Consider the following 20,352-nt stretch of genomic DNA (forward strand, 5'->3'; position numbering starts at 1 on the left):
ACCTCTCTCTGAAGAAAAGGAAGCAGACACGGCGCGAGGCGGCCCGGCCGCGGTGAGGCCGATGAAGAGCCTCGTACCGCGCGGCGTTGCGTGTCAGAGGCGGCTGGTCACCGTCAGGCCGGCGTATCGCCCGGCCCGCTCCAGGAGCCGTGGGACACCCGTTTCGAGCGACGGTCCGAAGGCCGTGTCGTTCGGGCGCTCACCCCGCTGCCAGCGGGTGTAGATGGCCTCGCAGAAGATCGCTGCCTTCCACAGGGCGAGGGTCTGGTACCAGGGGAGCGGGGTCAGATCGAGGCCTGTACGACGTTGGTAGCGCTCTGCCAGCTGGCGCTGGGTGAGGTAGCCGGGCGACCGGGTCACCTTGGTGAGTTCGAGCGGTGTGGGAGGGCTGCCTGCCTCGGACCAGGTGGCGGTGAGGTACCCCAGGTCCGCGAGCGGGTCGCCGAGTGTGGCCATCTCCCAGTCCAGGATCGCGAGGACTCTGGCCGGGGCCTGCGGCGCGAACATGAGGTTGCCCATGCGGTAGTCCCCGTGCACCACCGAGGCGGCCTGGCTCGTCGGCAGGTTACGGGCGAGCCAGTCGGCGATGCGCTCCACCGCGGGCAGGCTGCGGGTGGTGTTGACCTCCCACAGCCCGCGGAACCGCTCCACCTGGCGCCGGAGGTACCCCTCGGGCAGGCCCAGGGAGGCGAGTTCCCCCCGGCTCACGTCGATGCCGTGCAGGGCGACGAGGGTGTCGACGACCGCCTCGCTGGTGGCCCGGCGCTGTTCGGCGGGGGAGAGGTGGGCCGGGACCGTGTCGGTGATGACCGTCCCGTCGACCCGGGACATGAGGTAGAACGGTACGCCCAGGACGGCTTCGTCCTCGCAGACGGCGATGATCTCGGGCACCGGAACCCCGTGCCCGTGGAGGAGCCTCTGGATGCGGGCCTCGCGCACCATGTCGTGCGTCGACTTCGGCAGCGGCGGGCGCGGGCCGCGGCGCAGGACGACGGACTCGCCGCCGCGCTCGATCAGATAGGTGACGTTGGACTGGCCGTCGCCGATGCGCTGCCAGGCGAGCGGGCCGCTGCCGATGCCATGTCCGTCGAGGAAGCCGGTGACCGCGTCGAGGACCAGCAGCGGAGGGCTGTCGAAGGGGCGGGCCCCCTCCCGACTCGCGACGACCTCGATGCCGTCGGGGACGGTGTGCATCACGCTCCCCCGTCCCGGCCGACGACGGCGTCGCCCCGGTACGGCTCGCCGGCCCGGACGGCGGCGCCGCGGGCGGCGGAGGCCCGGCGGGCGATGGCCCACCGGTGGGTCTCGTTGGAGCCGTCGTAGATGCGGAACGGGCGGACCTCGTTCAGGTACTGCGTCAGCGGGAGCCCGTCGGAGACGCCGTCGCCGCCGCAGATCTGGATGGCGCGGTCGATCACCCGGAAGATCGCCTCCGAGCAGTGCACCTTCGCGACCGACGACAGCGCCGAGCCCGCCTTCGGGTCGGTGTGCAGCAGCGCGGCGGTCTTGGTGATGACGGCGTCGGAGGTCTCGATGTCGATGACGGACTCGGCGATCAGGTGCTGGGCCAGGCCGAGCGTGTCGATCGGGCCGCCGAACAGCTCCCTCTTCGCGGCCCGGTCAAGGGCGGTGTCGTGCGCCCTGCGCGCCAGCCCCAGCCACCGCATGCAGTGCGTGAGACGCGCGGGCCCGAGCCGGACCTGGGCGTAGCGGAAGCCGAGTCCGACCTCACCGAGCACGGCGTCGTCGGGGGCGAAGCAGTCCTCGATGTACAGGTGCGGGTGGCCGCCGTCGATGGAACGGTCGACGGTGTGGATCGCCTCGCCGACCCGGATGCCGGGGTTGGTCATGTCGACCAGGAACATGGTGGCGCCCTCGGGGGAGCCGTCGACGGCCGGGGTCCGCGCCATCACGATGCAGAACCCGGCGCCCACGGCCCCGCTGGTGAACCGCTTGTGACCGTCGATGATCCAGCCGCCGTCGGTACGCACGGCCGTGGTGCGCAGGGCCGCGGGGTCGGAGCCGGCTCCGGGGTGGGGCTCGGTCATGCCGAAGCACGACCGGACGTCTCCCGCGGCCAGCGGCGCGAGATACCGCTTCTTCTGCTCCTCGGTCGCGATCAGGTTGAGCATGTGCATGTTCCCCTCGTCGGGGGCCATGCAGTTGAGCGCGACGGGACCGATCGGCGAGTAGCCGGCCTCCTGGAGTATCGGTGACCAGTGCTCGATGGGCAGGCCCTGCCCGCCGTACTCCTTCGGCACGAGCGGCGCGAAGACGCCGGCCTCCTTCGCCGCCGTCTGCAACCGGTCGCGGGTGGCCTGGTCGAGACGTCCACCCGGTGCGGGCTCGGCGTCGATGACGACCTCGCGGATGAACCGGCGGGTGCGCTCGCGCAGTTCCTCCACCTCGGGAGGGAGATCACTGAAGGTCATGACGGTCCTTTCGGGGGTGGGGCGGTCGTCAGGCGGTGCCGCCGGCGACCGTGAGGCCGCCGTCGACGGTGAGGACGTGGCCGGTGACCCAGGAGGCGTCCTCCGAGGCCAGAAAGGCCACGGCGGAGGCGATGTCGGACGGTTCGCCCAGTCGCCGCAGGGGGTAGTCCGCGGCCACCTCGGTCTCCCTGCCCTCGTACAGGGCTTCGGCGAACCGGGTCTTCACCACGGCGGGGGCCACCGCGTTGACGCGGATCTCCGGGCCGAGCTCGACGGCCAGGGTCCGGGTCAGGTGGGACACCGCCGCCTTGCTCACCCCGTAGAGCCCGATGCCGGGTGACGGGATGTCGCCGGTCACCGAGGAGAGGTTGACGACGGCGCCGCGGCGTTCGGTGAATCCGAGCTTCGGGTGGGCCACCGCGTCCTGCACCCAGGCGAGGGTCGCCAGGACGTTGACCTCGAGGACCTTGCGGGCGACGTCCACGTCCAGGCCGACGACGGGACCGTAGGCGGGATTGATACCCGCGTTGTTCACCAGGACGTCCAGCCCGCCGAACTCCCGCGCGACCGTGTCGAAGACCTCGCGGCGGTGCCCGGGGTCGTCCGCCCTGCCGGCGACCGTGATGACGCTCGCCGGGGGAAGCGCGGCGGCGGCCTCTTCGAGCGGTCCGGCCTTGCGCGCGGTCAGGCAGACCCGTGCGCCTTCGGCGACGAGCCGTTCCGCGACGGCGAGACCGATGCCCCGGCTCGCCCCGGTCACGACGGCGGTGCGGCCCGCGAACCGGCCCTGACCGCTGCTGTTCTGGTTCAACGGATCAGTCCTTCGAAGGGGCGGACGGCTCGGTGGCGCCTGTCCTGCGGAGTTCGGCGCGGCGGATCTTGCCGCTCTGGGTCTTGGGCAGGTCGGCGACGAAGTGGATCGTGCGGGGGCACTTGTAGGCGGCCAGTCGGTCACGGGAGAAGGCGATCAGCTCCTCGGCCGTGGCGTGCAGGCCCGTCTTGAGCGAGACGTAGGCGACGACGGTCTCGCCGCGGTAGTCGTCCGGCCGGCCGACGACCGCGGCTTCGAGGACCGACGGGTGCTCGTACAGCGCGTCCTCGACCTCGCGCGGCCAGACCTTGTACCCGGACACGTTGATCTGGTCCTTGAGCCGGTCCACCAGGTAGACCCAGCCCTCCTCGTCGATCACCGCGACGTCACCGGTACGCAGCCGGCCCTCCGGCATCGTGTGACGAGTGGCGTCGGGCTTGCCCCAGTAGCCGGGGACCACCTGCGGCCCGCTCAACTCCAGCTCGCCCTGTTCCCCGCTCGGCACCGGGTCGCCGTTCATGCCCACGACGCGTGCCGTGAGGTGCGGCAAGGGCTTGCCGATGGACAGCGTCCCACTCGGCAGGTGCACCGGCGCCCTGGCCCCCGGCGGCACCGCGATGACGGCGGACGTCGTCTCGGTCATCCCGTAGCCGTTGTGGAGGTAGACGCCGAACCGCTCCTGGAACCGTACGACGGTGGCCGGCGGGATCGGCGCACCCCCGGAGTACAGGGCCTTCACCGACGCGAAGTGCTCCGGTCCGGCCTGGGGCAACTCGAAGATCGCGTTGTACGCGGTGATGGAGCCGATCGTGTAGGTCACCCCGTGCTCGGCGAAGGCCTCCAGGGCGACCTCGGAATGGAATCGGCCCGCCAGGACGAGCGTGGTGTCGGTGAGCAGCGAGAGCGTCGCGTTGACCACCGCCCCGGTGATGTGGAACAGCGGCGCCATGGCGAACACGACGTCCCCGTCGTCCACCCCCATCCACGACGCGCAGGTCACCACCACGCTCAGCACGTTGCCGTGGGTGTTCATGGCACCCTTCGGCGGCCCCGTCGTTCCCGAGGTGTACGTCAGGAACGCGACGTCGTCACGGGTCAGATTCAAGGGCGAGGGGCTGCGGCCCTCGAACTCACCGATCAGCGCCACCAGATCGCCGTCCGGCGCCGGAGCGTGGCGATCCGTCGTCGCGAAGACCCGCGGATCGTTCCTCGACTGGTAGTCCAGCGCCGACGTGCTGACCAGCCACCGTACGGTGCTTCCCGCCAACGTGCCCAGCGTCTCGTGGACGTCCGCGTCCGCGCAAATGACCCCGACCGCCCCGGAGTCGTCAATGATCCGGCGGAGCTCCTGGCGCCGGTACATCGGGTTGAGTCCCAGTGCCGTGGCCCCCAGCTTCCACAGGGCCAGCAGCACCAGCGCGTACTGCGGGACGTTCTGCAGGTACACCCCGACGCGGTCGCCCCGGCCGGTCCCGCGGGACTCGAACGCGGCGGCCAGGGCGTCCGACGCCGCGTCCACCTCCCGCGCGGTCAGGGCACCGTCGAAGAAGCGGAGCGCGGTGCCCTCCGGGTTCTTCGCCACGCGTGCCTTCCAGGCGGCCACGAGCGAGCCGGGTGCCGCGTCCGTCCCCGTACCGGACCCGTCGGGGAACGTGTCCCGCCGCCGACCTTCATCCACTGTCATCTGTCGTCCTTCCCACCCGTGTCCGTGCGCTTGGCGCGCCGGTCACGTGAGTTCGCGCTTGAGGATCTTTCCGGTGGACGTCATCGGCAGCGTCTGCACGACCTCGACGATGCGCGGGTACTTGTAGGCGGCCATCTGCTCCTTGCCCCAGGCGATCAGCTCGTCGGGACGGGCCTCGGCGCCTTGGTCGAGGATGACGAACGCCTTGATCTCCTCGCCGTGGCTCTCGTGCGGCACGCCGACGACGGCGGCCAGGCCGACCGCCGGGTGCGTCATCAGGACCTCTTCGATCTCGCGCGGGTACACGTTGAAGCCACCGCGGATGATCAGGTCCTTCGCCCGGTCGACGATGTAGTAGAAGCCGTCCTTGTCCCTGCGGGCCAGGTCGCCGGTGCGGAACCAGCCGTCCCTGACGGCTTCGGCGGTGGCCTCGGGACGGCCGTGGTACCCCTTCATCACGTTGTGGCCCTTGACCGCGATCTCCCCGATGGCGCTGCCCGAGCCGTCGTCCTCGACCTCCGACCAGTCCGAGTCGACGAGCTTGACCTCGACGCCCCAGATCGGCACGCCGATCGACCCGGGCCGGGGCTCCCGCGCCGGATCGCTGAAGGTCACCACCGGCGAGGTCTCGGAGAGGCCGTAGCCCTCCAGGACCTGGACGCCCAGTCGCTCCCTGACCTGCTTGACGAGTTCCGCGGGGAGCGCGGCGCCGCCGGAGACGCCGACGCGCAGGTTCCTCGCGATCCTCTCGACGTCGACATCTTCGGTGAGCGCCTGCAGCAGGCCCCACCACATGGTGGGGACGCCCGCGAAGACGGTGATGTCCTCCCGCTGCAACAGGGACACCGTCTGCCGGGCGTCGAACCGTGGCAGCAGCACCAGTGTGCTCGCCGTCGAGAAGCCGGCGTTCATCTGGACGGTCGCCCCGAAGGAGTGGAACAGCGGCAGCACGACCAGATGGGTGTCCAGGGCCGGCCGGTTCTCCAACAGCTGATTGACCGCAAGGGCGTTCAGCACCAGGTTGGCGTGGCTGAGTTCGGCGCCCTTCGCCTGCCCCGTCGTACCGCTCGTGTAGAGCAGCACGGCCGGGTCGTCACCGGACGTCCCGACGCTGTCGAACGTCGTCGCGGTGCCCCGCAGCGCGGCGCCCATGGTCTCGGCGCCCTCGATCGGGCTCTCCGCCGCGGGGTCGGCGGTGATGAGGAAGAAGTGCTCGCAGCCCGGGGTCCCGGTGAACCCTGCGCGGCCCTCCGCACCCATCGGCAGGCCCTCGCCGCCCTCGAAGCAGAAGTACGCCTTGGCCTCCGAGTCGGCGAGGTGGTAGGCGACCTCCCGGCCCTTGAGCAGGACGTTGAGCGGTACGACGACGGCGCCGGCCTTGAGGATCCCGTAGTAGACGATCGGGAACCAGGGCACGTTCGGACAACTGAGCGCCACCTTGTCGCCGGGCCAGATGCCGCGGTCCACCAGGAGGTTGGCGACCCGGTTGGCGGCGGCGTCGATCTGGGCGTAGGTGAGACGCGTCGTGCCGAGGACGACGGCGTCCCGGTCCGGGTGCGCGCGGGCGGAGTCCTCGAGCAGGACCGAGAGGTTCAGCATGGTGTCTTCCGGGAAGGTGGACCGGGCCAGGCCGCGGGGGAACAGAACACGCGGCCTGGCTCGGAGCGGGTGGGGGTTACGCGTGGCTCGACGCGGGCGTCACAACGTCCGCAGGAGCCGGTCGAGGGCTTCGGCCGTCGCCTCGATGTCGGCGCTGGTGTGCGCCGTGCTGAGGAAGACCTTGCCGGACGGCATGAACAGGAATCCCTGACGCAGCATCCCCTCGAGGATCGCGGTCCAGAGCCCGCTGGTCCCGTGGAGCCCGGTGGCGCCACCGGCGGGGACGTACTGGAGGAGCGAGCCGACCCGGTTGAAGCTGCCGAAGTCGGGCGACGAACCGAGAACCGCGCCAACGAGGGCTTCGAACTCGGACGAGATCCCGTCGAGCTGCTCGTAGACCGCGGGATCGGCCAGGACACGCATCGTCGCCGCGACGGCCGCCAGCGCGACCGGGTTGGCGTTGAAGGTTCCGGCGTGCACGACGCCGGACGTCACCTGGTCGACCAGCTCCGCCCGGCCGACGACGGCGCTCTGGGTGAAGCCGCCGGCCATCGCCTTTCCGTAGACGGACAGGTCGGGCAGCACACCGTACTTCTCGGCCGCCCCGCCCCGGGCGATCCGGAACCCGGCGATCACCTCGTCGAAGACGAGGACGACGCCGTGCCGGTCGCAGAGGGCCCGCAGCGTCGACAGGAAGTGCGGTGAGGGCGCTTCCACGCCCGCGTTGCTCATCACCGGGTCGACGAGAACGGCCGCGATGTCGCGCTCGACGGCTTCGCCCAGCAGGCGCTCGGCCAGCTGTACGTCGTTGAAGCGCGCCACGACCAGGTCGTCGAGCACGCTGGCCGACTGCCCCGGCCCGCCGGGGGTGGCGGGGCGATCGCAGTCGTCCTCGGACATCCCGGCGTACACGGTGTCGTGCCAGCCGTGGTAGCTCTTGGCGAACTTCAGGACGCGGCGCCGGCCGGTGGCGGCGCGCGCGAGGCGCAACGCCACCTGCACCGCTTCGGTCCCCGTGTTGCTCCACAGCAGTCGCTCGCCGTGCGGTACCGCTTCGAGGACTGCTTCCGCCGCGAGGTACTCGAGCGGGTGGCCGGTGCCGACGACCTGCATCTTCGTCGCGACCTCGGACACCGCGGACACCACGCGCGGGTCGCTGTGACCGAGGACGAGCGGGCCCCAGGCCATCACGTAGTCGATGTACCGGTCGCCGTCCAGGTCCCAGACGTACGCGCCCCGCGCCTCGCGCACGAAGAGCGGATGGGGAGGCATCGCGGCTCGCAGGCCCGACCCCACACCCCCGCCGACACTGCGGCGGGCTCGCTCGAAGGCCGAGCGTGATGATTCCAGGGCCATGAGATCGCCCCTGCCTTTCAGTACGTGATCACCGAGCGGATGCCGATACCGCGCTTCATCTGGTCGAACGCCTCGTTGATGTCCTGAAGACCGATCACACTCGTCACAAGGGAATCCAGATCGATGCGGTTGTTCATGTAGTGGTCGATCAGCAACGGGAAGTCGGACGCCGGCTTGCTCGATCCGTAGTTCGAGCCGATGAGCGACAGTTCCTGATCGGACATGACGAAGGGATCGATGGAGATCCTCATGCCGTCCGCCACCTGCCCGGCGACCACCGCCGTGCCGCCCCGGGCCAGGACCTCGTAGGCCCCCTCGATGGTGCGGGGCAGCCCGATGGCCTCGATGGCGATCTCCACACCGCGTCCGTCGGTGAGCTGTCGCACCCGGTCCGCGAAATCCTCGCGGGCGTTGTTGATCAGGTCGGTCGCACCGAAGACGCGGGCCTGCTCCAGCTTCTCGTCGGAGATGTCCGCGGCGATGATCTTCCGCGCGCCGGCGAGCCGGGCACCCTGGATCGCGTTCAGACCGACGCCTCCGCAGCCGAGGACCAGCACGGTGTCGCTCGGCCGCACGCCGGCGGTGTTGACGGCCGCGCCGACGCCGGTCGTGACGGCGCATCCGACCAGAGCCGACTGCGGGAACGGGGCGTCGTCCCGGATGGCGATCGCACCCGATTCGGGCACGAGGGCGTACTGGCCGAACGTTCCGAGGCCCGCGAAACTGAGGACGTCGCCCCCGCCGGCGGACGTGATCCGGGACCGACCGTCGAACGACAGGTGGTTCGCCGAGTGCTGGCTCACCATGTCGCAGAGGACGGGCCTGCCACTGATGCAGTAGCGGCAGCGGCGACACGAGGGCGTCCAGGACAGCACGACGTGGTCGCCCTTCTTCAGCGTCGTGACGCCTTCGCCGACGCTCTCGACGATCCCGGCGCCCTCATGCCCGAGAATCATCGGGGAGGGCACCTTCCAGTCGCCCACGAGCACATGCAGGTCGCTGTGGCACACCCCGCTCGCTTTGAGCCGTACGAGCACCTCGCCGGGCGGAGGCGTCGAGGGGATCGTCACTCTCTCGATGGTCAGCGGTTCGTTCGGCGTCCTGAAGACAGCGGCGTCGAATTCGATGGTCATGAAAGTCTTACCTCCGTGTTCTGGGCGATCACGTCCGAGCGGTGCGGATGAGCTTCTTGTTGGCGAACTCGTCGATTCCCGCCCGGCCCAGCTCGCGGCCGAAACCGGACAACTTGACCCCACCGAAAGGTAGTTCGGCGCCTTCGAGGCCGACGCCGTTGATGAAGACCATGCCTGCGTCGATCTGGTCGGCGACGCGCAGCGCCTGCTCGGCGTCCGTCGTGAACACGTAGGAGCCCAGCCCGTACGGGGTGTCGTTCGCCAGCTCGACGGCCTCGTCCTCGGATCCGGCCCGGTAGACGGTCGCGACCGGGCCGAAGAGCTCCTCGGCGGCCGACGGCGAGGCCGGGGAGAGGCCCGTCAGCACGCCGGGCGGGAAGTACGCCCCCTCGCGCTGTCGTGCGGAGACGAAGGTCGCCCCCTCGTCGACGGCTCGCCCGACCTGTTCCTCGACGTACTCGGCGGCGGCGACCGAGGAGAGGGGCGCCAGGCCGTCGGTCAGGGCGAGCACCTTCTCGGTGAACTTGTCGAGGAAGGCGTCGTAGACGTCCTCGGCGACGATGAAGCGCTTCCCGGCGTTGCACGCCTGCCCGGCGTTCTCGAACCGCGTCTCGACCGCCGCCTGGACGGTGGCGTCGAGGTCGTCGGTGGAGAGCACGATGAAGGGGTCCGAGCCGCCCAGTTCGAGCACCACCTTCTTGAGGCTGCGCCCGGCCTTCTCGGCGACCTCCGCGCCGGCCCGCTCCGAACCGGTGAAGGAGACGCCCTGCACGCGGGGGTCCGCGATGGCGCGACCGATCTGTTCGCCGGTGGCGTGGACGTTGACGTAACAGCCCTCGGGGAAGCCCGCGTCCGTGAACAGCTGCTGGAGAGCCGCGGACGACTCCGGACACTGCGACGCGTGCTTGAGCACGATGGTGTTGCCCAGCGCGAGGTTGGGTGCGGCGAATCGGGCCACCTGGTAGTACGGGTAGTTCCAGGGCATGATCCCCAGCAGCACGCCGACCGGCTGGCGACGGACGAAAGCGGTGCCCTCTCCCTCCAGCAGCTCGATCGGTTCGTCGGTGAGGAACTTCTCCGCGTTCTCGGCGTAGTACCGGTAGATCGAGGCGCTGAACTCGACCTCCGCGACTGCCTCGTCCACCGGCTTGCCCATCTCCCGGTGGATGATTCCGGCGAGGTGCCCGCTGCGCTCGTCGTGCAGGGTGGCGACGGTGTTCAACAGGTGGGCGCGCTCTGCCACGGAGGTCTGCCTCGACCAGTGCGCGTAGGCGTTCGCCGCCGCGTCGAGACCCGCCTCGACGACCTCGTCCGTCGCGGTGGGGTACTCCTTGACCAGCTTGCCGCTGGCGGGGTCCACCACCGCGTACACGTGCCGCTTCGCCATACTGACTCCTTCGTCGTCATTCGTGTTCATGCGGGGGCCCCGGTCGCGCGAGCCGGGTTCGCGTCCAAGGCCGCGTTGCGCTCGTGCAGCGCGCGGTAGGCGCGGAAGTAGACGAATCCCTGGGTGCCCCAGGTCGCCAGCGCGGCGGTGTAGAAGATCGTGCGGTTCGCGTCGTCGAACGGCAGCGGGGAGAAGTCGTACGTGATCGCGATGGTGGTCCCGGCGGCCGTGACCAGTCCCGTCCAGACCGCCGGCCACCTCGCGCCCGCGTCCCAGAGCCGCTTGACGAAGTACCCGAGGAAGACCGCCGTGAGGAGATTGGCGACGACGTAGAACACGGCGACCCAGAACGCGGTGCCGCCGGTGTGGAGATCCGCGCCGTGGTACTGCCGGAGGAACAGGCCGGCCACGATGGCGCATCCGAACACGGCGACGTCGACGCGCCGGCTCGGCTTGTAGCGATGGGTGACCTTCATCAGGCCCATGATCAGGATGAACGTGATGCCGACCGACCTGGAGAACGCGTCGAAGAAGTACGCCACGTCGTAGAGGACGCTGCCGGTGTCGCCACCGAGCAGCGACCAGAGCAGGAAGTTGCTGCCCGACGTGGCGACGACCATCCATTCGAGACCGAGGAGGTAGTTGCCGTACCGGCGGATGAACTTCCATCCGTAGAAGTAGCCGGCGAAGATCATCCACAGGTCGGCCAGCAGGAACAGCGCCTCCCTCATCGAGACGCCCCCTCTCGGACGTCGCGGGACAGGAGGGTGAGGATGCTCTCGGCGGTGCGCTGGCCGGTCAGGACCGCGCCGTTCATGGTTCCGGCCCATTCGCCGGCGGTTTCGGTGCCGGCCCAGTGGACGCGCCCGTGGGGCTCGGTCAGCGCCTTGCCGTAGCTCACAGTCGCGAGGGGGCCGGCGGCAGGGTGGGGGCCGCCAGGGGCGAAGGGTTCCGCTCCCCAGCAGTGGTCCAGGTAGTCGATCGGGGTGCGGGCCTGCGGACCGTAGAGGTCGACGAGCTGCCGAACGACCAGGTCGCGTCGGGTCTCAGGGTCGAAGCCGTCGAAGACGCGGGGGTCGCAGAAGGCCATCAGGACGCCCGGTCCGCTGTGGGCGGGGGACACGTCGAAGGTGATGAAGACGGTTCCGGTGTCGGTCACCGCCTCGCCGGAACAGCCGTCGGCCCGCCAGAACGGCCTCTCGTAGGCCACGAACGCCTTGCTCAGCACGCCCATGCGCCAGGTTCGCGCGAGCCCTTCGGCCTGCTCGGGCAGAGCGGGCTCGAAGGCGATGGAGGCGCGGTGCTCCGGCGCGGCCGTGACGATCGCGTACCCGGCGTGGATCTCGCCGGAGCCCGTGTGGACGGTGACGCCGTCGTCGTCCTGCGTGACGCGGCGGACCGGCGTGCCTAGGCGCACACGGTCGCCGAGCCGCTCCGCCACCCGCTTGGCGATCTCCTGAGTGGTCTCGACGAACCGGTCCTCGTTCGCTCCGCCCTCGACGTCCAGCATGTGGTTGAGCCCGCCCGCCGCACGGATGTAGCGCAGTACGTGCAGCAGGGAGACGTCTCCCGGGGTGCAGCCCCACTGCACCTTGCTGACGATGGTCATCAGCGCACGGGTGCTGGGCAGCGCGTTCTTCCGGTCGAGCCACTCGCCGAACGAGATGGCGTCGAGCCTGCCGGCCCCGGGCGTCTCCCATGGGGCGTTTAGGTCGATCGTCGCGACCAGCTTGTTCACCGCCGTCTGCATGCGGGCCATGTCCACCAGGGTCGCGGGGGAGACCTTGGGAATGGTGCCGCTGTAGGTGCGGCGCCGGCCGGCCAGCCACAGCACGTTGCGACCCTGGTCGAACTGCCCGGTCGTGGTACAGCCCATCCGGTTCGCGAGGTCCCGGATGGCGGTGTGGCGTCGTGCCACCCATGTCGCTCCGAGGTCGACCTTCACGCCTGCCACCTCGCCGGAGAGCGAGCGGCCTCCGACCCGGTCGCGGCCTTCCACGACCAGGACGGACCGTCCCGTGCTCACCAGTCGTTCGGCGGCGCTCAGGCCGGCGAAGCCGGCACCGACGATCACGACGTCGACCGTGGTGTCCCTGGAGCCGGACTTACGAGATCCTGGCATGGTTTCCTCCTTCGCCCACGCGGTTCGCGTGCTGCGCGATGTAGGTCGTGATGGGGTCGACGAGGGCCTCGGGGAGGTGATGGCCCATGCCGGGGATGACCACGTGCTGGGCCGAGCGGATCGCCCGGACGGTCGCGGCGCCGCCGCTCGGGTGCACCAGCGGGTCCCGGTCGCCGTGGATGACAAGCGTCGGGGCGGTGATCCTGCTCAGCTGGGCCGTCCGGTCTCCGGAGCGCTGGATCGCCTGGATCTGGCGCGCCGTGCCGGCCGCCGGTTCACCGGCGCTGCGGTCCCACCCACGAGCCGCGATGGCCGCCTCGGCCGCGTCATCGATGGGATGTTCCGTTCCCGCGACGTGCCGGGTGAGCCTCAGGTGGGCACGGACCGCCGCGGTCCTGTTCCTCGCCGGCGGCGCGGCGAGGAGCCGGATCGTCGACAGAGCCGGCTGACCGACCTTGCGCCCTCCGGTGGTGGAGTAGAGGGAGGCCAGCGACAGGACCCGCTCGGGCGCCGTGGCCGCGATCGTCTGCGCGATCATTCCGCCCATCGACCGCCCGACCAGGTGCGCTCGCGCGATCCCGAGGTGGTCGAGTACGCCGACGGCGTCCCGGGCCATGTCGGCCAGCGCGTACGCGTCGCCGCGCGGACGCGCGGCGATCTGACGCCAGAGCGCGGGAGGGGGCGTGGCGACGAACGTCGACTGGCCGACGTCCCGGTTGTCGATCGCGACGACCCGGAAGCCGCGGGCGACGAGCGAGCCGACGAACGAGTCGGACCAGAAGGTGAGGTCCTCGCCCAGTCCCGCGATGAGCACCATCGCGGGGTCGTCCTTGTCGCCGTGGTCCCGGAAGCAGATCGTGATCCCGGACGGCAGGGTCGCGTACCGGTCGACGCTTTCGACGGCGCTTGTCTCAGGCACGGGCCGCACGCCTTCCGTCGGGCCGCGTGGCCGCCCGGGCGGCGCCGAACTTCAGGTGCTCGTCCGCCACCGGGCCGCGCAGGGCCCTGGAGTCCTCGGGGTAGGACATCGCCATCCGCCAGGGCTTCTCGGAGCCCTGCTTGGGCATGAGCTTCTCGCCGCGCTTGGCGTACCCGGCCTGAAGGTCCATGACCGGCCTGCGCTCCGTCCGCGACGGTGCCACCGGAACCACCGTGTCGTATCCGCGGGCGTCCATGTGCCTGACCAGATCGATGAAGTAGCGACACATCAGGCTCACCTTGAGCGTCCACGACGAGGTGGTGTAGCCGATCGCCATCGCCCAGTTCGGGATGCCGCTCAGCAGCATGCCGCGGTAACAGAGCGCGTCCGCGAGGTCGACCTGGCGTCCGTCGACCACGAGGGGCATGCCGTCGAAGAGCTGCAGGTTCAGTCCCGTCGCGGTGACGACGACATCGGCTTCCAGTTCCTCGCCCGACGCCAGGACGATGCCGCGCTTGCTGAACCGTGCCACGGCGTCGGTGACGACTGAGGCCCTTCCGTCCTTGATCGCGTCGAAGAAGTCCCCGTCCGGCGCCACGCACAGCCGCTGGTCCCACGGGTCGTACGGCGGGTTGAAATGCTTGTCGACGTCGAATCCCTTGGGCAGGCGCTTGACGTTCTCGCGCCGGATGAAGGCCCGTCCGGCCTTGGGGAAGGTCCGCAGGCCCTTCACGACGGCGTGTTCGGTCCAGATGTTCTTGAACCGCGTCACGGCGTACCCGCGCTCTTCTCCGAGCAGTTTCGTGAGCGCCAGGGCGACCCTGTCGACACGGGGGAGCGCCATGACATAGGTGGGGGTGCGCTGCAGCATCGTCACGTGCCGGGCGGCGCCCGCCCCGGTGGTCATGGCCGGCACCAGAGTGATCGCGGTCGCGCCGCTGCCGATGACGACGACCTTCTTGTCGCTGTAGTCGAGGTCCTCGGGCCAGTGCTGTGGATGGACGATCCGGCCCTCGAACTCGTCCCGCCCCGGGAACTCGGGGGAGAACCCCTCGTCATACCGGTAGTAGCCGGTGGCGGCGAAGACCCATCCCGCGTGGATCGTCTTGATCCGGGTCGCTCCCGTGGCGGGGTCCGACGTCTGGACGGTGAGGGTCCACCGTGAGTCCGCCGTGGACCACTCCGCGCGGAGGACCCGGTGGCCGAGCCTGAGGGCGCGCTCCAGGCCGTTCTCCTCGACGGTCTCGTGGAGGTACTCCTTGATCAGGGGAGCGTCGGCGATCGCGGCTTCGTGGCGCCAGGGCTTGAACGCGTATCCGAAGGTGTGGAGGTCGGAGTCCGAGCGGATGCCGGGATAGCGGAACAGGTCCCAAGTGCCTCCGATGTCGTCGCGCGCTTCCAGCACGGCGAGCGACTTCTCGGGGAGCTCCCGGCTGAAATAGGTGGCCGCGCCGATCCCGGAGATCCCGGCTCCGACGATCACTACGTCGAATTCCTCGACGGCGTCCAACACCTCAGCTGTCATGGCGTTTCCTCGCTGTTCCTGTGGCGGTCACCTCACTGTCGCGAGCCGCGACCGCCTGCGAGAACGACAGCGGGCACCTGCTTCGCCCGGGCTCGGTGCACGATGCACAGGCGGGCCGGGCCGCCGCGCCCCGACGGTGTCCGACGTTCGGGCGGAGGCCCCGGCCGAGCCCGCAGCCCGGCCCTTCTGGGAGCAGGGCAGCCGGAGACAGCCGTCCTGCGGCCGGTCGTGCCGCAACCGTTGCGGCAGCAAGACCGGCGTGATAGAGGTTTGCCCCCGGTGTTTGGTCGTGCTGAACGCCTCGTCGCGGTCGTGCGCAGAGGCCGAACCCGCTGTCGTCACGACCTCGCTGCGCGTCGCGCCCCCGGGTGTATGGAGCCGCAGGGGGATCGCCGCCGTCGCTCCCGCGACCGCGGCCGAGCGGAAGTGGCCGACGACCCGGAACCCGTACGGGGCCACGTCTTCGCGCGCGTGAGGTTCCGCCTCTTCCCGCTCCGGCTCAGCCCGCCGCGAGGGAGCCGCACCCGTTCGTTTCGCGCAGGCATACCGCCTCACGCACCCCTTCACCCACCCATGACGAGCCGGTACCGGCCCGTGAGCCGAAAGGTGGTCGCGATGACCGACCTCTCCAAGACAGGGCACGTCGAAGCAGCCGATGGTGAAGCGGGATCGGGCAATCCGCTCAACCGTGGGCTCGGTGTGTCGCAGATTGTGTTCATGGTCGTCGCCGCGGCGGCACCGCTCGGGCTGGTGGCTGGCGGGGTGCCGCTCGCCTTCGCCGTGAGCGGCAGCCCGGGGATGCCGCTGTACTTCGCGCTGTCCACCGTGCTGCTGCTGGTCTTCGCGGTCGGCTTCACGCTGATGGCTGGACGGGTACGCAACGCGGGGGCCTTCTACGCCTATGTCCAGGCGGGGCTGGGCCGGATCCCCGGTCTCTCGGCCGCGACCCTCGCGCTCTTCTCCTACACGCTGCTTCTCGTCGGGGTGAACGCCTACGTCGGCGTCGCGACGAGCAACGTCATCGAGCGGTACGCCGATGCCGGCTCCCCGTGGTGGACGTGGGCGCTCGTCTCGCTCGGCGTCATCGCCTTCCTCGGCTACCGAGACATCGAACTGAGCGCCAAAGTGCTCGGTGCCGTGCTGGTGCTGGAATCCCTGCTGCTCCTGGTCCTGGACCTCGGCATCGTGGGCCGCGGCGGCGCCCACGGCCTGACGGCCGAGCCGCTGTCGCCCTCGATCGTGGGCACCGGCTCCCTGGGCCTCGGCGTCATGTTCGCCATCTTCGGGTTCATCGGCTTCGAGGCGACGGCCGTGTTCCGCAACGAGGCGAAGGACCCCGACGCCACGGTCCCGCGGGCGACGTACGTCGCGATCCTGGTGATCGGGGCCTTCTACTCGTTCACCGTGTGGGCGATCGTGGTGGGGGCCGGCGTCGACTCGGTGGTCGGAGCTGCGCAGGCCGACCCCGAGGGCCTGGTCCTCACGCTGACGCGTAGCTACGTCGGGTCCGTCTGGGCCGACACCATGCAACTACTTCTGATCACCAGCCAGTTCGCTTGCGTACTGGCCTTCCACAACGTCGTGACGCGCTACCAGTTCGCGCTGTCCCGGGCCGGCGCGCTTCCGGCGCCGCTGGGTGTCGTCCACCCCCGCTACCGCGCGCCGTCAGCGTCCTCGGCCGTCGCCTCGACGGTCGCGTTCGTCACCACGCTCGTCGTCGCCGCGCTCGACCTCGACCCGATCGGGGACCTCTACGCCTGGTTCTCCGGCGCCGCCACCCTCGGCATCGTCCTGCTGATGGCGGCCACCAGCCTCGCGGTCATCGGGTTCTTCCGGCGCGCCGATGGGCGGCAGTCGTTGTGGCGTACGGTCGTGGCCCCGGGCGGCGCCTTCCTCGGCCTGGCCTGTGTGGTCTGCCTGATGGTCGCCAACTTCCCGCTCCTCGTCGGCACCACCACGGGCGCCTGGGTGATCGGCGGGCTCGTCGCCCTCTCGGCCGTGGCCGGCGCGGTGCAGGCCCTCGTCCTGCGAGCGCGCCGCCCGGCCGTCTACGAGCGGCTCTAGGCGATGCCTTCAAATGATCTTGCTTGGTGGATCACAGTGGAGTGATATGTCGCCATGAACTGTCTGATGCCGAGCGGGAGTTCGTCCGGCCGTTGTTGCCCGAGCCGTTGCGCGGGCGGAAGCGGCTGGACGACCTGCTGATGTGGGCCTGACATTCAGCGAGAGGGCGTGGTGACCTGTCGGGGAGCTCTCGGCTGAGATGGGTGGCCTCGCCGGTCCCGGAGATTCCCGCTCCGATGGTCACCACGTCGAACTCCTCGACGGCGTCCAACACCTCAGTCGGCATGGCGTTGGCTCGGTCGGCGTACGAGCGCAGGGGCGCGATCGGCCTGTGCGCCGTGCACCATCCCCAGGGGAACTAGGTGCCGGGTGTCGTTCTCACCGCGGTCGTGGCTGACGACAGTGAGATGCGAGGCAATCGCCACTGGCGAAGTCCAGTTTTGCTAAACACCGTGTCGAGGGCGTGCCGACCGGGGCGTCTAGGGGTGTGCATTGAGTAATCAGACTGTCATCGTGGGTCTCGGCGCCACCGGCCGGGCCATCGCTTCTTCCTTGCTGCGACGCGCGGACGTGGACATCGTCGGAGCAGCGGACCGGGACCCCCGCGTGGTTGGTCCCTCGGAGCGCTACTTGGCGGCGCCGCGAACGGCGTCGTCATCGTGAGCGACCCGGCTGACCTGCCCACCGCCGACCTCGCGATCGTGGCGACCGTTTCGGATTTGCACAGGGCGGCCGACGTCCTGCTGCCGCTGCTGGAGCGTTCGTGCCTGCTGACCGCATTGACTCAGCGCGTGGAGAGCGTGCGGATCCGCCGACGGACGAACATGTCACGGTATGGCGCGATCCTGTCGAAGTTCGGCCTCGGTCTGACCATGCGCGAGTTCGCGACGGCTCGCAGCGGGGGCGAGGTCGTCGGTCACCACGGCTTCGAGCAGGCCATCGGGGCGCTCGTGGCAGGGCTCGGATGGGACCTCGACCCGGTGGACGTGGGAGAGGTCGTCACTCATGCCGCCCGGGGCGTGCTCAAAGGCGAAGCGGTGATCGACCTGGAGATCACGTTCGGATTCTTCGAGCCGGCCGATGAGGTGGCCGCGGGGGACGACTATCGGATCGTCGGAGAGGAGCAGGTCGTCGACCTTCGTTCCTCCGTGGGCTTCGATTCCTTCCTCAGCACCATCGCAGCGGCGGTCAATGCCTCCACCGCGGTCGTCGAAGCGCGTCCCGGTCTCCTGTCGATGGGAGACCTCCCGGCCCGCTCGGTCGCAGCCAAGGGAGAGCGACGAGCAGCCCGAGCCTCGCTCGGGGCACGACCTCTCAGGACTGACACGGCGACAGACGCCTCTCGCCTCCACTACTGCTTCCAGAACAGGAAAACCTCCTCCTCGGCGTCTTCACACGTCTCGCCGAAGAGGCGCCTGCCACGGTTGATCCGCTGGAGGGGGACGAGGGCTTGGGGCGTGCTGCCGAGCATGCCTTGACGCGGAGCATAAAGCAGGACAGACCGCCAGCTAAAAGGAGACCAGCGCAGCATGAGGACCGACGGCACGAAGTACAGCAACTTCACCGGCTGGATCGACCCGCCGGACGACGTGCAGCCCGCGCTGGACGGCGATCTCACCTGTGACATCGCCGTCATCGGCGGCGGCATGGGTGGCATGGCGGCTGCGCTGCGCCTTGCGGAGCGCGACCAGGACGTGGTCCTGCTGGAGGCCGAGTTCTGCGGCTACGGCTCGGCCTCGCGCAACGGCGGTCAGATCGCCGGGGCGCCGGGTGGCGACCTGCGGATGCTCAGCCTCCAGTCCCCGAAGAAGATGCCGGTCATGGCCAAACTGGCGGAGCACGCTGGCCATTATGTGGAAAACCTCATCAAGACGCACGACATCGACTGCGACTACGTGGCGAACGGCCTGGTGTGGGGTGCGGTCTCACCCCTCATGATGCTCAGGGTGCGTACCCAGGCGGCGATCCTGCGTGCCTTCGGTGGGGACGGGACCGTCGGCAGCAGAGAGGAACTCGGCCTCCCCGCAGGCTTCGTGGGCGGGATGCGGGAATCCATCGGCGGGATGCTGAACCCGGGCAAGCTCGCTCGTGGTGTGCGTCGCGCACTGCTCGCCTCCTCGGCCAAGGTCTTCGAGCAGTCGCGGGTGAGCGATGTCCGGCGGACCGGCAGCACCGTCGAGATCACGACACCGCACGGCACCGTGCGGGCCAACAAGGTGCTGCTCGCAACCAGCGTCTACGGCGGCGAGTGGGACATCACGCCCAAGAACCTCGCGACGCCGCTGTACGTCATCGAGATCGAGTCGGAACCCATCGCGCCGGAGCGCCTCGCCGCGCTGGACTGGACCAGTCGGTCCGGCATCATCACCCAGCACCAGTTGATGACCCACTACCGGCTCACCGAGCGCAACACCATCGTCTGCGGGGTCCGCAAAGCGCAGCGAGGCCAGACCTACCCGCTCCCGGACCGGGTCCCGGACCCCGGTGTCGTGCGGGACATGGGGAAGGATCTGGCCAACCGGTTCCCGTCGCTGTCCGACGTGGCCATCGAGCGGGCCTGGGGCGGGTGGATCGGCATCAGCCCGGACTGGCTGTCGGTCGCCGGGCGGGTGGGTGACAACGTCTTCTACGCGATGGCCTGCAACGGCCACGGCCTCTGCCAGGTGCCGTACGTGACCCATCAGCTCGCCGACTACATCGTCGACGGTGAGATGCCGGAGGACCTCGCCGGCATCTGGTCGGACGCCTCGAAGTACTCGCCGTCGATGTCGCTGCTGATGCAGCCGTTCGTCCTCCGAGCCATCTGGGGGCTGGACCGGTTCAACGACTTCTTCAACGGCAGCAGGACGCTGGCCCGGCGGGCGCTCCGTCGTGCCAGGCGCGGGGACTTCTGAAGGTTCGGGTGGCGCCTGCTCTGTGACGACGTGATGTGAGATCGCCACTCGCTACGACAAGACCGCGCCGTGTCTCACGAAGCAGCCGTCCGTCGCCCTCGCATCACTCCTGATGTGGGCCCGACATGTGACGACAGAATCTCCCTGGAACGCCGTAGTGTCGGCGGGCGTGAGCAGGTATTCGGATACGCCCTCACCGCCCATGCCGATCCGGCTTCCACCGTGCACGACTTGCTCGTCGGGGTACGCGAACAGCTCCCCGACCCCGATCCGCAGCACCTCGCAGACGCGCAGCAACGTCGGGACGGACACGCTGGTGAGCCCACGCTCCAACTGGCTCAGAAAGCCCTTGGTGACCTCTGTCCGGTACGCGACCTCCGTCAACGACAACCCGCGGTCGAGCCTGATAGCCCTTCATCTGTCTGT

At 69.8% G+C, this 20,352-nt stretch carries 16 protein-coding genes; 3 read left to right on the forward strand and 13 right to left on the reverse strand.

The window, feature by feature from the left end:
* Positions 1 to 93: 93 nt before the first annotated feature.
* The 12 genes from ACFY7H_RS02245 to ACFY7H_RS02300 all read right to left on the reverse strand — a co-directional run bounded on the left by ACFY7H_RS02245 (position 94) and on the right by ACFY7H_RS02300 (position 14,968).
* Positions 94 to 1,194 carry a phosphotransferase family protein gene (locus ACFY7H_RS02245; protein WP_388931780.1) on the reverse strand — a complete coding sequence of 367 codons (1,101 nt, stop codon included), beginning with the start codon at positions 1,192 to 1,194 and terminating at the stop codon, positions 94 to 96.
* Complete coding sequence (locus tag ACFY7H_RS02250) at positions 1,194 to 2,432, reverse strand: acyl-CoA dehydrogenase family protein (RefSeq protein ID WP_388931784.1); 1,239 nt, start codon at positions 2,430 to 2,432, stop codon at positions 1,194 to 1,196. Before ACFY7H_RS02250 ends, ACFY7H_RS02245 begins: the two co-directional genes overlap by 1 nt.
* Positions 2,433 to 2,460: 28 nt before the next feature.
* Positions 2,461 to 3,243, reverse strand: coding sequence for an SDR family oxidoreductase (locus ACFY7H_RS02255; protein WP_388931786.1), 783 nt, complete (start codon positions 3,241 to 3,243; stop codon positions 2,461 to 2,463).
* A 4-nt stretch (positions 3,244 to 3,247) separates the two neighbouring features.
* Entirely contained in the window at positions 3,248 to 4,927 is a 1,680-nt protein-coding gene (locus tag ACFY7H_RS02260; protein ID WP_388931788.1) for a class I adenylate-forming enzyme family protein, read from the reverse strand.
* 42 nt (positions 4,928 to 4,969) lie between these two features.
* On the reverse strand, positions 4,970 to 6,526 hold the full coding sequence (locus ACFY7H_RS02265; RefSeq protein ID WP_388931791.1) for a long-chain fatty acid--CoA ligase: 1,557 nt from the start codon (positions 6,524 to 6,526) through the stop codon (positions 4,970 to 4,972).
* Positions 6,527 to 6,625: 99 nt separating this feature from the next.
* On the reverse strand, positions 6,626 to 7,798 hold the full coding sequence (locus ACFY7H_RS02270) for an aspartate aminotransferase family protein (protein WP_388931794.1): 1,173 nt from the start codon (positions 7,796 to 7,798) through the stop codon (positions 6,626 to 6,628).
* Between the two features lie 101 nt (positions 7,799 to 7,899).
* Positions 7,900 to 9,015, reverse strand: coding sequence for a Zn-dependent alcohol dehydrogenase (locus ACFY7H_RS02275; RefSeq protein ID WP_388931797.1), 1,116 nt, complete (start codon positions 9,013 to 9,015; stop codon positions 7,900 to 7,902).
* Positions 9,016 to 9,043: 28 nt separating this feature from the next.
* The gene (locus tag ACFY7H_RS02280; RefSeq protein WP_388931800.1) at positions 9,044 to 10,402 is read right to left on the reverse strand and encodes an NAD-dependent succinate-semialdehyde dehydrogenase; all 1,359 of its coding nucleotides are present in this window, start codon (positions 10,400 to 10,402) and stop codon (positions 9,044 to 9,046) included.
* Between the two features lie 26 nt (positions 10,403 to 10,428).
* Complete coding sequence (locus ACFY7H_RS02285; RefSeq protein WP_388931803.1) at positions 10,429 to 11,133, reverse strand: transporter; 705 nt, start codon at positions 11,131 to 11,133, stop codon at positions 10,429 to 10,431.
* Complete coding sequence (locus ACFY7H_RS02290) at positions 11,130 to 12,524, reverse strand: flavin monoamine oxidase family protein (RefSeq protein ID WP_388931806.1); 1,395 nt, start codon at positions 12,522 to 12,524, stop codon at positions 11,130 to 11,132. Before ACFY7H_RS02290 ends, ACFY7H_RS02285 begins: the two co-directional genes overlap by 4 nt.
* On the reverse strand, positions 12,508 to 13,443 hold the full coding sequence (locus ACFY7H_RS02295; protein WP_388931810.1) for an alpha/beta fold hydrolase: 936 nt from the start codon (positions 13,441 to 13,443) through the stop codon (positions 12,508 to 12,510). Before ACFY7H_RS02295 ends, ACFY7H_RS02290 begins: the two co-directional genes overlap by 17 nt.
* Positions 13,436 to 14,968 (reverse strand): flavin-containing monooxygenase, encoded by a 1,533-nt coding sequence (locus tag ACFY7H_RS02300; protein ID WP_388931813.1) that lies wholly within the window; start codon positions 14,966 to 14,968, stop codon positions 13,436 to 13,438. Before ACFY7H_RS02300 ends, ACFY7H_RS02295 begins: the two co-directional genes overlap by 8 nt.
* A gap of 699 nt (positions 14,969 to 15,667) precedes the next feature.
* On the opposite strand from ACFY7H_RS02300, the gene ACFY7H_RS02305 reads away from it, so the two are divergent.
* The 3 genes from ACFY7H_RS02305 (at position 15,668) to ACFY7H_RS02315 (ending at position 19,926) form a co-directional block, all read left to right on the forward strand.
* Positions 15,668 to 17,032 (forward strand): APC family permease, encoded by a 1,365-nt coding sequence (locus ACFY7H_RS02305; RefSeq protein WP_388931816.1) that lies wholly within the window; start codon positions 15,668 to 15,670, stop codon positions 17,030 to 17,032.
* 659 nt (positions 17,033 to 17,691) lie between these two features.
* Positions 17,692 to 18,510 (forward strand): hypothetical protein, encoded by an 819-nt coding sequence (locus tag ACFY7H_RS02310; protein ID WP_388931818.1) that lies wholly within the window; start codon positions 17,692 to 17,694, stop codon positions 18,508 to 18,510.
* Positions 18,511 to 18,561: 51 nt separating this feature from the next.
* A complete protein-coding gene (locus ACFY7H_RS02315; RefSeq protein ID WP_388931821.1) occupies positions 18,562 to 19,926 on the forward strand; it encodes an NAD(P)/FAD-dependent oxidoreductase in 1,365 nt (454 codons plus the stop codon).
* A gap of 51 nt (positions 19,927 to 19,977) precedes the next feature.
* Here ACFY7H_RS02315 and ACFY7H_RS02320 read toward each other — a convergent pair whose 3' ends face one another.
* Positions 19,978 to 20,334: a helix-turn-helix domain-containing protein gene (locus ACFY7H_RS02320; protein WP_388932264.1), complete on the reverse strand. Its 357-nt coding sequence runs from the start codon at positions 20,332 to 20,334 to the stop codon at positions 19,978 to 19,980.
* Positions 20,335 to 20,352 lie beyond the last annotated feature (18 nt).

This window comes from Streptomyces sp. NPDC012794 (assembly GCF_042901085.1).
Taxonomy (GTDB): domain Bacteria; phylum Actinomycetota; class Actinomycetes; order Streptomycetales; family Streptomycetaceae; genus Streptomyces.